Here is a 13866-nt window from a genome sequence, read left to right as displayed (position 1 = left end):
TTCGTCATGCGCCGCTTGTTGCCTGCCCTGCTCGCCCTGTGCATCGCCACACCACTCGCGGCGCAGACACCGCCAACGACGACCACCGACACGCCACTCGATACCAGCATGCCGGCCGCCGCACCCGCCGACGTCGCCAGCATGGATGCGATCATGGCCGCGCTCTACCACGTGATTTCCGGGCCGCCGGGCAAGACGCGCGACTGGAACCGCATGCGCTCGCTGTTCGTGCCCGAGGCGCGGATGATCCCGACGCGCAAGACCAAGGACGGCGCCGTGCGCATGCGCTGGATGACGGTGAACGATTACGTCGCCACTTCGGCTGCGCTGATCGAGCGCGACGGATTCGTCGAACGCGAACTGGCGCGCAAGAGCGATCGCTTCGGCAACATGGCGCAGGTGTTCAGCACCTACGATGGCCGCACCACCAAGGGCGATTACCACGAACGAGGCATCAACAGCCTGCAATTGCTGTTCGATGGCAAGCGCTGGTGGATCGTGTCGATCATGTGGGTCGGCGAGACAGCCGACATGCCGCTGCCGCCGGACTATCTGCCGAAGCGTTGATCGCGGCGCATTCCGAACAGCACGGCATACACGCCCAGCGTCCACGCCAGCGCGGCTGCCCATCCGCCCAGAATGTCGCTGGGATAGTGCACGCCGAGATACAGGCGCGACGTGCCGACCACCAGCACGAACGCCGACGCGGCGATCGCAACCATCCAGCGCCAGCGCGTATTCCAGGCCAGCAGCACCAGCACCGCGGCGAGTGTCATCGACCCCATCGCGTGGCCGCTGGGGAAACTGAAAGTCGTTTCCGGTGCCAGCGATTCCCATAACGATGGGCGCGCACGCCCGTAGTAATGCTTGGTGGCGACATTCAGCAGCGCAGATCCGACGATGGCGATGGTCGCGAACACGGCCGCACGACGGCGGTGGCGGAATGCCAGCCACACCACCAGCGCGATATCGAATGGAATCACGCCGTATTGGTAACCCAGGCGCGAGAACAGCAGCGCCAGTTGATCGAATAGCGGCGCGTGGTGCGCATGCAGCCACTCCAGGATCGGCCGGTCGAACGCGAACGTCCCGCCCTCGCCCACTTCATCAGCCAGCTCGCCGAAGCCCCACAGCGGCAACAACACCGCGACAAACAGCAACGCGATACGCCAGCCGTGGCGACGCAGGAACGACGACGCGCTGGCGTCGTCCGGCGTGGGCTCAATCGGCGCGGGCGGCATAGCGTCGCGCGACATAGGCGTCGATGATGCCGAGGAATTCCTGGGCGATGCCTTCGCCACGCAAGGTCACGGTCTTCTGCCCATCCTCGAACACCGGCGCGGACGGCGCTTCACCGGTGCCGGGCAATGAAATACCGATGTTGGCGTGGCGCGATTCGCCGGGACCGTTGACGATGCAACCCATCACCGCCAGCGTCATGTTCTCGGCGCCGGGATACTGGATTTTCCATTCCGGCATGCGCGCACGCACGTGTTCCTGCACCGTGCCGGCCAGTTCCTGGAAGAACTCCGAGGTCGTGCGGCCACAGCCCGGGCAGGCGGTGACCATCGGCGTGAACGCGCGCAAGCCCATCGTCTGCAACAGTTCCTGTGCGACGATCACTTCCTGCGTGCGCGATGCGCCCGGTTCCGGCGTCAGCGAGATGCGGATGGTGTCACCGATGCCTTCCTGCAGCAGCACCGACAGCGCTGCGCTCGAGGCGACGATGCCCTTGCTGCCGATGCCGGCTTCGGTGAGCCCGAGATGCAGGGCGAAATCGCTGCGACGCGCCAGTTCACGATAGACCGCGATCAGTTCCTGCACGCCACTGACTTTCGCCGAGAGGATGATGCGCTCCGCCGGCAAGCCAAGTTCCACCGCGCGATGTGCGGAATCCAGCGCCGAACGAATCAGCGCTTCGCGCAACACGCGCCCGGCGTCCCACGGCTGCGCGCGTAGGTGGTTTTCATCCATCAACTGCGTCGCCAGCGCCTGGTCGAGTGAGCCCCAGTTGGCACCGATGCGCACCGGCTTGTCGTAACGCACCGCAAATTCGATCAGTTGCGCGAATTGCGTGTCCTTTTTCTTGCCAAAGCCGACATTGCCGGGATTGATGCGGTACTTCGCCAGCGCTTCGGCGCAGGCCGGTTCGTTCGCCAGCAGCGTGTGGCCGTTGTAGTGGAAGTCGCCGATGATCGGCACTTCGATCCCCATCATCGCCAGCTTGTCGACGATCCGCGGCAACGCGGCCGCAGCCTCGGCAGTGTTGACGGTGACGCGCACCAGTTCCGATCCGGCGCGCCACAGTTCCGCCACCTGCTTGGTGGTCGATGCGACATTGGCGGTGTCGGTATTGGTCATCGATTGCACCACCACCGGCGCGCTGCCGCCCACCTGCACCTTGCCGATCATGACCGGCGTGGTGTGCTGGCGTGAATGGGGCCCGAAGGGTTCGCCTGGATCGGTCTGCTCGCTCATGGCGACGATTTTACCTGTCCGTGGTGGCGCAACCGTTATCCTGATGGCGATGGATGACCGCCGCGATGACGTTCTCACCCCCAGCCAGCTGAACACGCTGGCGCGCAACCTGCTGGAAGACACCTTTGCGGTGGTCAGCGTCGAGGGCGAGCTGGGCAACGTCTCGAGACCAGCGTCCGGGCACCTCTATTTCACCCTCAAGGATGCGCGGGCGCAGATCCGCTGCGCGCTGTTCCGGCCCAAGAGCCAGTGGCTGAACTTCCAGCCACGCGAAGGGCTGATGGTGCTGGCACGTGGGCGCGTCACCCTGTATGAAGCGCGCGGCGACTATCAGCTGATCCTTGATTCGCTGGAAGAAGCCGGCGAAGGCGCGTTGCGGCGCGCATTCGAGGAACTGCGGCAGAAATTGCAGGCGGAAGGATTGTTCGATCAGGCACGCAAGCGCCCGCTGCCGCGTTTCGTGCGCCGATTGGGCGTGATCACCTCGCCGGGTGGCGCCGCCATCCATGACGTGCTGAGCGTGCTTGGCCGCCGTTTCCCGATGCTGCCGATCGATCTCCTGCCGGTGCCGGTGCAAGGCACGGGCGCAGCCGCGCAGATCGCCGATACGCTGACGCGCGCGGCAAACAGCGGTCGCTACGACGCCTTGCTGCTGACCCGTGGTGGCGGCTCGCTGGAAGACCTGTGGGCCTTCAACGAGGAAATGCTGGCCCGCGCGATCGCCGCGAGTGCGGTGCCGGTGGTCTCCGCGGTCGGACACGAGAGCGATGTCTCGCTGGCCGATTTCGCCGCAGACGTTCGCGCCGCCACGCCATCGGCGGCGGCGGAACTGCTCAGCCTCGATCAGGGCGATCTGCAACGACGACTGGTCTCGCTGGAGCGTCGCCTGATCGCCAGCCAACAGCAGATGGCGCGGCAGCTGGCGCAGCGGCTGGATCGCGCATGGTTGCGTCTCGATGCGCAAAAACCGGCAGCGCGCCTGCATGCACTGGCGTTGCGGCAATTGCAGCTGGGCCAACGCCTGAACGCCGCCTGGCGACGCACGTCCGAGCGCGATCATGCGCGTTTGCGCCATGCCGCGGCGGTGTTGCGTGCACGCCATCCGCAGCTGCGACTGCAGCACCTGCGTGATCGCCTCGCCGCGATCGGCCAGCGTCCGAAACTGGCGATCGGCCGCCAATTGCAGCAGGAAGCCTTGCGGTTGCGATCAGCAGTGCGCGCGCTGCATGCGGTGAGTCCGCTGGCGACTGTGGCGCGCGGCTACGCCATTCTCAGCGATGACGCTGGCGTGCCCGTGCAATCGGTGACGCAGGTGGAAACGGGACAACGCATTCGCGCGCGCCTGCACGATGGCGAACTCGCGTTGCAGGTCGATGCCATCCATCCGTCCGCCACGGAGCCATGAGCATGTTGCAGAAGTCGTATCCCTATTACCTCGCCAATCGCGCCGTCGCCGCCAACACCGATCTCGAAGTGCTCGACAAGTATTCGGGGAAGCGTGCGACCCGCGTCGCCTTCGCCGATGCCGCCACGGTGCGCAAGGGAATCGTCGCTGCGCACAAGGCGCGCGATGCGATGGCCGCGTTTCCGCCCGACGCACGCCGCAATGTTCTGGAACATTGCGTGCGCCGTTTCAGCGAACGCCAGGAAGAACTCGCACTCGCCCTGTGCGTCGAAGCCGGCAAGCCGATCCGTGATTCGCGTGGCGAAGTACTGCGCCTGATCGACACCTTCCGCATCGCCGCCGGCGAGGCCACCCGCGGCGACGGCGAAGTGATCGAGCTTGACGTCTCGGAACGCGCACGTGGGTATCGCGGCATGGTCAAGCGCGTGCCGATTGGCGCCTGCGCCTTCATCACCCCGTTCAATTTCCCCCTCAACCTGGTCGCGCACAAGGTCGCGCCGGCGATCGCCGCAGGTTGTCCGTTCGTGCTGAAACCGGCCGAGAAAACCCCGATCGGTTCGTTGATCATCGGCGAGATCCTGGCCGAAACCGACCTGCCGAAAGGCGCGTTCTCGATCCTGCCCTGCTCCAATGACGACGCTGGCCTGCTGGTCGAGGATCCGCGCATCGCGCTGCTGTCGTTCACCGGCAGCCTGATCGGCTGGGACCTGAAGGCGCGCGCCGGCCGCAAGAAAGTGGTACTGGAACTCGGCGGCAACGCGGCCTGCATCGTCGATGCCGATCCCGGCGTCGATCTCGATTTCGTGGTGCAGCGGCTGGTGTTCGGCGCGTATTACCAGAGTGGCCAGAGCTGCATCAGCGTGCAGCGCATCTTCGCGCACAAGGACATCATCAAACCGTTGCGCAAGAAGCTGGCGAAAGCGGTGAAGGAGTTGCGGATGGGCGATCCCCGCGACGAGCGCACCTTCATCGGCCCGGTGGTGGACGATGCCGCGGCCGCGCGCATCGAATCATGGATTGCGGATGCAATGAAACACGGTGCCACACGTCTGGCTGGCGGCAAGCGCGATGGCCGGATGATCCCGGCGACATTGCTCGAAAACGTGCCGCACGCCTGCGATCTCTACAAGCGCGAAGCGTTCGGACCAGTGGCGATGATCGAGGCCTTCGACGATTTCGACGACGCTCTTGCCCGCGTCAATGCCAGCGATTTCGGCTTGCAAGCAGGCGTGTTCAGCGCGCGACTCGATCACGCCATGCGCGCCTGGGATCGTCTCGAAGTCGGTGGGGTGATCGTCGGCGACGTGCCCAGCGTGCGCATCGACAACATGCCCTACGGCGGCGTCAAGGCATCGGGACTGGGACGCGAAGGCGTGCGTTACGCCATCGAGGACATGACCGAACGCCGGCTCCTGGTCATCCGCTCCGGGCACTGAGCACGGGCAGCGCCTGCGGCCGCCCGAACAGATAACCCTGCCCGTACAGGCAACCTTCCTCGCGCAGGCATTGGCGCTGATGACGGGTTTCCACGCCCTCGGCAATGCAATCGATGCCGAGGCCATCGGCCAGCGAGACGATCGCGCGGACCAGGGCCTCGCTTTCGCCGCGACTGGATTCCTGCAACCCGGCGACGAAGCTGCGATCGATCTTCAAGGCGTGGAACGGAAAGCTGCGCAGGTAGGACAGCGCCGAGAACCCCGTGCCGAAATCGTCGAGCATGGCCAGCACGCCGCGCGCCTTGAGTTCGTTGAGCTGCGCCAGCGTGCGTCCGCTGTCTTCGAGCAACGAGGCTTCCGTCACTTCAATGCGCAAGCGCGCCGGATCGGCGCCGACTGCATCGAGTGTCGCCAGCAGGCGCGTGGCGAATTCCGGTGAACGGAAATGCAGCGGCGACACGTTGATCGACACATAGCCCTTGCTGCGTCCACCGGCCATCCATTCCGCCACCTTGCGATAGACCAGCCAGTCGATTTCGCGCACCAGCCCGCTGTCCTCGCCGACACCGATGAACGCGCCCGGCGACAACAATCCCAGCGTTTCGTGGCGCCAGCGCACCAGCGCCTCGTGACCGACGACGCGCCCGTTGCCGAGATGGACGATCGGCTGCAGATGGACGTCGAAAGCATCGGCGTTGATCGAGCGCCGCAAGTCGGCTTCGAGATCGAGCAGGCGCAGCGATTCCGCGCGCATCGCCTCATCGAACACCATCGCCTGCGAACGTCCGTTGGCCTTGGCGCGATACATCGCGGCATCGGCGTCGCGCAGGATTTCCTCGCCGGACTGGTAGCCCGGTTGCCACATCGCGATACCGACGCTGGCGGAGGGGAACAGTTCGCGGTCATGGACGAAGATCGGCGCTTCGAATGCGCGGATGATGCGTTCGGCCAGCGCCTTCACCTCGTCGATGCCCGACACCAGTTCGGCGAGCACGGCGAATTCGTCGCCACCCAGGCGCGCCACCAGGTCATGCGACCCGAGCTGGCCACGAATGCGATTGGCGACCTGCACCAGCATTTCGTCGCCGGCGGCATGCCCCATGCTGTCGTTGACCAGCTTGAACTGGTCGAGATCGAGATAGAGCACCGCGAAGCCCGGCATGTCCACCGAACAGCGCGAGGTCAGCATGTTCAGTTGCAGGCGTTCGAGCAATTGCTGGCGATTGGGCAGTCCCGTCAGGCTGTCATGACTGGCCTGGTACTGCAGGCGTTGCTCGACGCGAATGCGTTCGCCGATTTCCGCAAGCAGGGTGCGGTTGGTTTCGGCGAGTTCGCGGGTACGGTCGCGGACGTGGCCTTCCAGTTCCTGCAGCAGCCCGCGCCGTTCCAACGCCACCGACACGTGTTGCGCCGCGAACGACAGCAATTCCATGTCCTGTGCGCCGAAGCGGACATCGTCGCGATAACTCTGGATCGCCATCACCCCCGCCGGCACGCCATTGCGCAGCAACGGCACGCCCAGCCACGACGCCGCCATCTTCCCGCGCACGTCGACCAGCCCATCGCGTTGCAGGCGTTGCAGCGTCGCATCGTCCAGCAACAGCGGGCGACCATTGTTGACGACGTAATCGGCCACACCACGCCCACGCTGCACCCGCGCCGGGATGTCGTCGTGCTCATCGGCGACGTAGACGAATTCCAGGAAGCCCTGGTCTTCGCCCACCAGCGCGATGAAGAAGTTGCGGCAATCGATCAGTTCGTCCAGCACCGCATGCACGCCACTGTAGAAATCCCAGCCATCGCCCGGGCTCGATGACAACTCGCTGATGCGAAACAGCGCTGCCTGCAGGCGTTCCGCGCGCTTGCGCTCGTGCACCTCCAGTTCCAGCATCGCGTTGGCATCGCGCAGTTCGCGCGTACGCTGCGCGACCTGGTTCTCCAGTTCGACCTTGGCGTCACGACGGCCGAGTGCGATCTGGATATGCTGCGCCACGTAGGCCAGCACTTCGACGGCATCGCGCGTGTAACGATTGGCGCGATCGTAACTCTGCACCACCACCGCGCCACGGGCACGACCATCGCGCATCATCGGCACGCCGAGCCACGACAGGCTGGTCGGCCCGATGAATTCGGGCTCGTCGATCCCGCATTGCACCGCGAGCGCGCTCGACGGCCCCATCATCGGTTCGCCCTGTTGCATCATCCGCACGGTCAGGCTGTTCGACAGTTCGGCGAGCGGACGCGCGCCTTCATGCACCGGCCAGTGATCGACCTGATCGACGAAATACGGAATGCGGATTTCGTCGCTGTCGCGATCCCACAGCATGATCATGAAGTTCTGGGCATAGATCAGCCCCGCCACTTCGTTGTGGATGCGCTCGAGCGTGGTGTGCAGGTCCAGTCCGGACTGCGACAGTTCGGAAATGCGAAACAGCGCGCGCTGGATGCGATGCGCCTCCGACAACACCTGAACGCGCGAATCGGCCAGCAGGCGCGTCAGCGTCGCGTGGATCGCCGAATGGATCACGTCCATCCACTCCGGCGTCGGCGTCTGTGCGCGTCCCTGTGGATGCGCCAGCAGCACGTAAGGCACGCTGTCGTCCAGCCGCGCATGCAGGCAATGGCCATCGCCCGGATTCCCGGACAACGCGTCCAGTGCCGTCGCCCGCGCCAGCGCTTCGCATGGTCCGAACGCCTCGACATCGCGACCGCCCTGGGCATCGCGCCAGGCCAGCGCCAGCGTCACATCGACCGGCATCAGCGCATGCAGCGATTCCAGCAGGCCGCGCACCGCTGAATGCGAGCGCAATCCTCCCCACTGCGTGGGCAGGACCGAAGCCTCGGGGAGGATGGCGGCGTTCATGACCGGGATAGAGTACCCCGATGCCACCCGGCGGCCATTGCAACCCCATCGTGACTGTCCGCACGTTGCTCCGGACATGGAAGCCTGCATGGCGGCTTCGCGCGCAACCGTTATCCTATGGCCGATGGATGGCGTGCCCGACGAGCCCGACGACAATGCGCTCATGACCGCCTATGCCAAGGGCGATCAACGTGCGTTCGAACTGTTGTACAGCCGCCATCGTGGCGGCCTGTATCGCTACATCCTGCGCCTGCTGCGCGATCGCGCCATCGCCGACGAACTGTTCCAGGATGTCTGGCAACGGGTGATCAGCGCCCGCAGCGGCTGGCGACCCAGCGGCTCGTTCAGCGGCTGGCTGTACCAGATCGCGCATCATCGGGTGAACGACCACTGGCGTGCCCGTCGCCATCGTCCCGCCGCCCCTATCGACGCCGAGGAACGCGTCGCCGCGATTCCCGACCAGGGCACGCCTGAACGCACAGTCTCGGAGTTCGAACAGCGTCGACGCCTGCAACTGGCGCTGGAAACCTTGCCGCGCGAACAACGCGAAGTGGTCGCGCTGCGACTGGAACAGGAACTGACCTTGGAGGAAATCGCCACCATCACCGGCGTGGGTCGCGAAACCGTGAAGTCCCGGCTGCGTTATGCCATGGACAAATTGCGGGAGGAGATGAAGCCATGAAACGCCATCACGACGACACTACGCTGAATGCCGAAGAACGCGCACTGGCCGCGCAGCTGCACCGCCTGCCACCGCACGGCGAACCGGATGCTGGCCTCGACGCGCGCATCCTGGCGATGGCGCGAGCGGCTGCACAGGCACGACGCGCGACGCCAACGCGACGCCATTGGCCCGCCTATGCCAGTGCCGCTGCGGTATGCGTGCTCACGGCCGGTTTGGCTTGGCAGTTGTGGCCGGCACATGTCCAACGCGGTCCGCAGGCCACGCCGCCTGTTCCCGCGCCAGCGCCTGCACCCGCCGAACCCGTTGCTGCCGTCATCGCGCCACCGAAGGTGATCACGGACGGGAAGTCCGTTGAATCCGCCACGGATGCCACAGCGAACGTGGATGCCGCGGCACCGCGCGACACGCCACGTGTCCCGCTTCCACCGCAACCGCCACGTCCTCCAATATCGGCGCGCGGCGCGCCCACGCCGCAACCACCGATCATGACATCCACGGCCGATGCCAGCGGGTACTCCGCGCCGGCACCAGCGACGTCAGGCGTCGTCGTGCCGCCACCATCACCTCCTGCACCGCCGGCGCCGCCCGCACCGCCAAAATCGGATCCGCCATTGCGCGAAGCCGCATCTGCAGCCAATGCCGCAGCAATGGCGGCACCCGCCGCCGTCCCCGCCGAATCCGCGGCAAAGGCACGCGAAGCGAAAACCGCGACACCCGCAATGAACGCGATGCGCGTGCAATCCGCCGCCGATACCGAAAACGGCTACGACGCGCGACCGCCAGCCACGGTCCAGGACAGCAATGTGCGCAGCGACTGGCTCAAGCGCATCCGCGAACTGATGGCACAAGGGGATCGCGATGGCGCGCGCAGCAGCCTGCAGGAATACAAGACGCGTTATCCGGACGCGACGATTCCCGCCGACCTGCAGCCGTTGCTGGCGGCACCTCCACCGAAATCGCCGTAGCGAAAATCAACCGCCGCGATATTCGCGCGGGATGCGTTCGTTCAAGCCGACCAGGACCTCGTAAGGGATCGTTTCCGCCCAGCGCGCCACGTCTTCGCAGGCGATGGCATCGCCGCCCTGGTGGCCGATCAATACCACTTCGTCCTCGTTCCATGCGCTGCCCTGTGGTCCGAGATCGACCATGAACTGGTCCATGCACACGCGGCCGACGATGGGATGACGTTCGCCGCGAATCAGCACTTCGCCGCGCGACGACGACGCGCTTGATGACAGTGCGCGCGAATAGCCATCGCCGTAACCGATCGGCACCGTGACTATGCGGGTATCGTGCGGCGCCATCCACGTCGCGCCATAGCTCACCGTGCGTCCGGCTTTCACCACCTTGAAGTACACCACTTGCGACACAAGCGACAATGCCGGCCGCAGCTCGAAGGGTGGACGCGCGCTATCGCCCGGCAACACGCCATAAGTGATGATGCCCGGGCGCACCATGTCCAGCCATGTCTCGGGGAAATGCAGTACGCCGCCGGAATTGGCGAGATGGCGGATCGGCATCGGCGCACCGATGCGTTCGAAGTGCGCACAGGTTTCGAGAAAACGCTCAAGTTGCAACTGCGTCATCGCCGACCGCGGATCATCCGAGCAGGCGAGATGCGAATACACGCCCTTGACCATGCACCATCGCGATGCCACCGCCGCTTCGATCAACGGAGCCGCGCTCTCGCTGTGCACGCCGATGCGTTCCATCCCGGTATCGACCTTGAGATGGATGACGGCTTTGCGATTCATCGCCTGCGCGGCAGCCTCGACCTGGCGCAGCTTGTCGAGCGACGACACCGTGATCTCGAGATCGTGTTCGAGAAATTGCGCGACCTGCGGTCCGAAGATGCCGCCAAGCACCAGGATCGGCACGGTGATCCCGGCCTGGCGCAGCGCGATGCCCTCCTCCACGAACGCGACGCCCAGCTGGCCGGTACCCTGCGCCACCAGATGGCGTGCCACCGCCACCAGTCCGTGGCCGTAGGCATTGGCCTTGACGATCGGCATCACCGGCACGCGCACGTGATCGCCGATCGCGCGCAGGTTGTGGCTGATCGCGTCGAGATCGACCTGGATGCGGGTTGGACGCTGGATGAAGGGCGTGGTCATGGCGATATTGCAGCACGCACACGTGAACACGGCCAGCGACAATCACTGGAACGACCCGCGCGTCTTCGGGCATCAACTTGACACCGCTTGTTTAGTCCATTAATTTTACTATCAAATCTATGGACATATTGCTGTGACCGAAGCCCCCTGGTACGACATCGTCGCCATCCCCGCCTTGCTGCGTCATGCCCGCAATACCTACGGCAGCGCCATGCGCGAAGCACTGGAAGCCGCCGGCTATGGCGATATCCCCAAGAACGGCCTCTACGTGGTCGGTGGTCTCGCGCTCGGCGAGGGCGATGTGCCGCTGTCCGAACTGATCCGCAGCTTGCGCATCTCCAAGCAATCCGCCGGCCAACTGGTCGATACGCTGGTGTTGCGTGGCTATCTCGAACGCAGCGAAGACCCGCAGGATCGCCGCCGTCTGGTGATCGGACTCACTGCGCGCGGACGTGCCGCCGCCGCAGTCCAGACCGGCGCGCGCGAACGCATCGATGCGCAACTCGCCGATGCCATCGGCAGCGCACAGGTCACGAGTTTGCGGAAAAGTCTCGCCGCGCTGATTGCACTCGACCATGAACAGGACAGTCCCGATGACGACGCATGAACATGACGATGCTCTTGGCGTCGTCGAGATCAAGGCCTTCGTGCCCGCGCGCGATTTCGAGTTGTCGAAACGCTTCTATCGCGATCTCGGGTTCGAAATCCCCTGGTCATCCGACGATCTCGCCTACCTGCACGCCGGCAATGCCAGCTTCCTGCTGCAAAAGTTCTACGAGCCTGAACACGCCGGAAATTTCATGATGCACCTGCTGGTGCATGACGTCGAAGCATGGTGGCAGCGCGTGCAATCGCAGCGATTGGCGGAACGCTACGACGTCCGCACCGAACCACCTGCGGATCGCCCGTGGATGATCCGCGATTTCGTGCTGTTCGATCCGAGCGGCGTGTTGTGGCGGATCGGCGAGAACCCTCCGACGCCGATGAATGCGCCGTAGCACACCCGCCAAGGCATCCCATCAAGAGAAGAGGAGATCCCCATGTCCAACGAGCAACCGAAATTCCAATCGACCTCGCTATCCGGCGCGATCTTTCACGACGTCAATTTGCGGTCTTCGTCGTTCGGCGATGTGGCACTTGCCGACGCGGCATTCTCGAATGTCTCCTTCAAGGGGGCGAAGTTCGTCAACGTCGACTTCAGCAACGTCGAGATTTCCGATGCCAACCTGGCCGGCATGACCATCAACGGAATTCTGGTGACCGACCTGCTCTACCGGCAAGCGCCATGACGTCCACATGATGCGATCGTGGCCGCGGTCGCGCGGCGGTTACTCGAAACTGCCGACGCTGTCGTGCGCGAGATTGTCGAAGCGGGTGTACTCGCCGAAGAACTTCAGCTTGATCGAACCGGTCGGGCCGTTACGCTGTTTGCCGATGATGATTTCGGCCAGCCCCTTGTCCGGCGAATTTTCCTTGTTGTAGTAATCGTCGCGGTAGATGAAGGTGATCAGGTCGGCGTCCTGCTCGATGGCGCCCGATTCGCGCAAGTCGGCCATCACCGGGCGCTTGTCGGTACGCGTTTCCAGCGAACGGTTGAGCTGGCTGAGCGCGATCACTGGCACGTTCAATTCCTTGGCCAGCGCCTTCAACCCGCGCGAGATCTCCGAGATTTCGGTGGCGCGGTTTTCGCTGTTGCCGGGTACCGCCATCAGCTGCAGGTAATCGATCATGATCAGCCCGAGGTCGTGCTCGCGCTTGAGGCGACGCGCCTTCGAACGCAGCACGTCGGGCGACAGCGCCGGGGTGTCGTCGATGAAGATCTTGGCGTGGCGCAGCATGCTCACCGCGTGGGTCACGCGCGCCCAGTCTTCGTCTTCCAGCTGGCCCGTGCGCAGGCGCGTTGCGTTGACGCGACCGACCGAGGAAATCAGGCGCATCGCCAACTGGCTGGCCGACATTTCCATCGAGAACACCGCGACCGCCTTCTTGCTCTTGAACGCGGCGTACTCGGCCATGTTGAGCGCCAGCGTGGTCTTGCCCATCGACGGGCGCGCCGCGACGATGATGAGATCGGTCGGCTGCAGGCCGGCGGTCATCTCGTCGAATTCGGTGTAGCCGGTCGGCAGGCCGGTGACGCCGCCGCCGCTATCGGCACGTTCCTGCAACACGTCGACCGCTTCGTTCAACGCGCGCAATACCGGCACGAAATCCTCGCGGCCGCGACTGCCGGCCTCGGCGATCTTGAACACCTCCTGCTCGGCCTTGGCGAGGATCTCGGCACTGTCGCGACCCTCCGGCTGGAAGGCGTCGTTGACGATGCCGGAACCGACATCGATCAACTGCCGCAGCGTCGCCTTGTCGCGGACGATTTCGGCGTAGGCGCGGATGTTCGCCGCCGACGGCGTGGTGCTGGCCAGTTCCACCAGATAGGCGCCGCCGGCCACCAGTTCCGACTGTCCGGTCGATTCGAACCACTCGCCCAGAGTCACCGCGTCGAACGGCTTGCCCTTCTCGTTCAATTCGCGGATCGCGCGAAAGATCTGCTGATGGTCGCGGCGATAGAAATCGCGATCAGTGAGGAGATCGGCGATGCGATCATAGGCCTCTGGCACCAGCATCAATCCGCCCAGCACCGCCTGTTCGGCTTCCACCGACTGCGGCGGCACGCGCAGGTGTTCGACGCGCGGATCGGATGGGCTGTTGTCCTGGCGGGGGAAACGCGGGCGCGACGACATCGGGGCAAAACCTCTTTCAGCAGACATCAAGGTGCCCGCGCCAGTGGATTGAGTGGACGGAGGGTCGAAGCGTCCATCTAATCACGTCGCGGCCCGGGGGTGTTGCAGACAAACATGGGTGAATGCTGTGGATATCCATTGGATAACCCG

13 protein-coding genes are annotated in these 13866 nt (G+C 64.7%); 8 read left to right on the top strand and 5 right to left on the bottom strand.

All coding sequences use genetic code 11. The features are described from left to right. Nucleotides 1–6: 6 nt before the first annotated feature. Nucleotides 7–567, top strand: a complete 561-nt coding sequence (locus tag Lysil_RS10925) for a hypothetical protein (RefSeq protein ID WP_205756933.1) — start codon at nucleotides 7–9, stop codon at nucleotides 565–567. Here Lysil_RS10925 and Lysil_RS10920 read toward each other — a convergent pair. After that, nucleotides 549–1256, bottom strand: coding sequence for a phosphatase PAP2 family protein (locus tag Lysil_RS10920; protein ID WP_240600516.1), 708 nt, complete (start codon nucleotides 1254–1256; stop codon nucleotides 549–551). The genes Lysil_RS10925 and Lysil_RS10920 overlap by 19 nt on opposite strands. Continuing rightward, entirely contained in the window at nucleotides 1222–2478 is a 1257-nt protein-coding gene (gene ispG / locus Lysil_RS10915) for a flavodoxin-dependent (E)-4-hydroxy-3-methylbut-2-enyl-diphosphate synthase (protein ID WP_103075603.1), read from the bottom strand. Before ispG ends, Lysil_RS10920 begins: the two co-directional genes overlap by 35 nt. 49 nt (nucleotides 2479–2527) lie before the next feature. Here ispG and xseA point away from each other — a divergent pair, with 49 nt between their 5' ends. Both xseA and Lysil_RS10905 read left to right on the top strand, forming a co-directional pair. After that, nucleotides 2528–3883 carry an exodeoxyribonuclease VII large subunit gene (xseA, locus tag Lysil_RS10910; RefSeq protein WP_103076029.1) on the top strand — a complete coding sequence of 452 codons (1356 nt, stop codon included), beginning with the start codon at nucleotides 2528–2530 and terminating at the stop codon, nucleotides 3881–3883. A gap of 2 nt (nucleotides 3884–3885) precedes the next feature. Beyond that, nucleotides 3886–5319 carry an aldehyde dehydrogenase family protein gene (locus tag Lysil_RS10905; RefSeq protein ID WP_103075602.1) on the top strand — a complete coding sequence of 478 codons (1434 nt, stop codon included), beginning with the start codon at nucleotides 3886–3888 and terminating at the stop codon, nucleotides 5317–5319. On the opposite strand, the gene Lysil_RS10900 is transcribed toward Lysil_RS10905, so the two are convergent. Beyond that, entirely contained in the window at nucleotides 5300–8182 is a 2883-nt protein-coding gene (locus Lysil_RS10900; RefSeq protein ID WP_165782472.1) for a sensor domain-containing phosphodiesterase, read from the bottom strand. The genes Lysil_RS10905 and Lysil_RS10900 overlap by 20 nt on opposite strands. A 124-nt stretch (nucleotides 8183–8306) precedes the next feature. Between Lysil_RS10900 and Lysil_RS10895 the strand changes: the two genes are divergently transcribed. Next, nucleotides 8307–8864, top strand: a complete 558-nt coding sequence (locus tag Lysil_RS10895) for an RNA polymerase sigma factor (protein WP_103075600.1) — start codon at nucleotides 8307–8309, stop codon at nucleotides 8862–8864. Continuing rightward, nucleotides 8861–9832 carry a hypothetical protein gene (locus Lysil_RS10890; RefSeq protein WP_103075599.1) on the top strand — a complete coding sequence of 324 codons (972 nt, stop codon included), beginning with the start codon at nucleotides 8861–8863 and terminating at the stop codon, nucleotides 9830–9832. The genes Lysil_RS10895 and Lysil_RS10890 overlap by 4 nt, the downstream gene beginning before the upstream one ends. A 6-nt stretch (nucleotides 9833–9838) precedes the next feature. Here the strand turns inward: Lysil_RS10890 and alr are convergent, their stop codons facing one another. Then, on the bottom strand, nucleotides 9839–10981 hold the full coding sequence (alr, locus tag Lysil_RS10885) for an alanine racemase (protein ID WP_103075598.1): 1143 nt from the start codon (nucleotides 10979–10981) through the stop codon (nucleotides 9839–9841). Between the two features lie 133 nt (nucleotides 10982–11114). On the opposite strand from alr, the gene Lysil_RS10880 reads away from it, so the two are divergent. Genes Lysil_RS10880 through Lysil_RS10870 form a run of 3 tightly spaced genes read left to right on the top strand, consistent with a single transcriptional unit; the run spans nucleotide 11115 to nucleotide 12270 of the window. Then, nucleotides 11115–11588 carry a MarR family winged helix-turn-helix transcriptional regulator gene (locus Lysil_RS10880; protein WP_103075597.1) on the top strand — a complete coding sequence of 158 codons (474 nt, stop codon included), beginning with the start codon at nucleotides 11115–11117 and terminating at the stop codon, nucleotides 11586–11588. Then, nucleotides 11575–11979, top strand: a complete 405-nt coding sequence (locus Lysil_RS10875) for a VOC family protein (protein WP_103075596.1) — start codon at nucleotides 11575–11577, stop codon at nucleotides 11977–11979. Before Lysil_RS10880 ends, Lysil_RS10875 begins: the two co-directional genes overlap by 14 nt. A gap of 42 nt (nucleotides 11980–12021) precedes the next feature. Further along, nucleotides 12022–12270 (top strand): pentapeptide repeat-containing protein, encoded by a 249-nt coding sequence (locus tag Lysil_RS10870; RefSeq protein WP_103075595.1) that lies wholly within the window; start codon nucleotides 12022–12024, stop codon nucleotides 12268–12270. Nucleotides 12271–12309: 39 nt separating this feature from the next. On the opposite strand, the gene Lysil_RS10865 is transcribed toward Lysil_RS10870, so the two are convergent. Then, entirely contained in the window at nucleotides 12310–13743 is a 1434-nt protein-coding gene (locus Lysil_RS10865) for a replicative DNA helicase (protein ID WP_103075594.1), read from the bottom strand. Between the last annotated feature and the right edge of the window lie 123 nt (nucleotides 13744–13866).

The sequence above is a fragment of the Solilutibacter silvestris genome (assembly GCF_002895945.1).
In the GTDB taxonomy this organism is placed as follows: Bacteria; Pseudomonadota; Gammaproteobacteria; order Xanthomonadales; family Xanthomonadaceae; genus Solilutibacter; species Solilutibacter silvestris.
Note: the sequence above shows the minus strand (reverse complement) of the source record. Positions and strands in the feature narration are given on the sequence as shown.

Excerpts from the sequence above, each read along its gene's own strand:
- Lysil_RS10925 (WP_205756933.1), top strand. The coding sequence starts at position 7 with ATGCGCCGCTTGTTGCCTGCCCTGCTCGCCCTGTGCATCGCCACACCA.
- Lysil_RS10920 (WP_240600516.1), bottom strand. The coding sequence starts at position 1,256 with ATGTCGCGCGACGCTATGCCGCCCGCGCCGATTGAGCCCACGCCGGAC.
- ispG (WP_103075603.1), bottom strand. The coding sequence starts at position 2,478 with ATGAGCGAGCAGACCGATCCAGGCGAACCCTTCGGGCCCCATTCACGC.
- xseA (WP_103076029.1), top strand. The coding sequence starts at position 2,528 with ATGGATGACCGCCGCGATGACGTTCTCACCCCCAGCCAGCTGAACACG.
- Lysil_RS10905 (WP_103075602.1), top strand. The coding sequence starts at position 3,886 with ATGTTGCAGAAGTCGTATCCCTATTACCTCGCCAATCGCGCCGTCGCC.
- Lysil_RS10900 (WP_165782472.1), bottom strand. The coding sequence starts at position 8,182 with ATGAACGCCGCCATCCTCCCCGAGGCTTCGGTCCTGCCCACGCAGTGG.
- Lysil_RS10895 (WP_103075600.1), top strand. The coding sequence starts at position 8,307 with ATGGATGGCGTGCCCGACGAGCCCGACGACAATGCGCTCATGACCGCC.
- Lysil_RS10890 (WP_103075599.1), top strand. The coding sequence starts at position 8,861 with ATGAAACGCCATCACGACGACACTACGCTGAATGCCGAAGAACGCGCA.
- alr (WP_103075598.1), bottom strand. The coding sequence starts at position 10,981 with ATGACCACGCCCTTCATCCAGCGTCCAACCCGCATCCAGGTCGATCTC.
- Lysil_RS10875 (WP_103075596.1), top strand. The coding sequence starts at position 11,575 with ATGACGACGCATGAACATGACGATGCTCTTGGCGTCGTCGAGATCAAG.
- Lysil_RS10870 (WP_103075595.1), top strand. The coding sequence starts at position 12,022 with ATGTCCAACGAGCAACCGAAATTCCAATCGACCTCGCTATCCGGCGCG.
- Lysil_RS10865 (WP_103075594.1), bottom strand. The coding sequence starts at position 13,743 with ATGTCTGCTGAAAGAGGTTTTGCCCCGATGTCGTCGCGCCCGCGTTTC.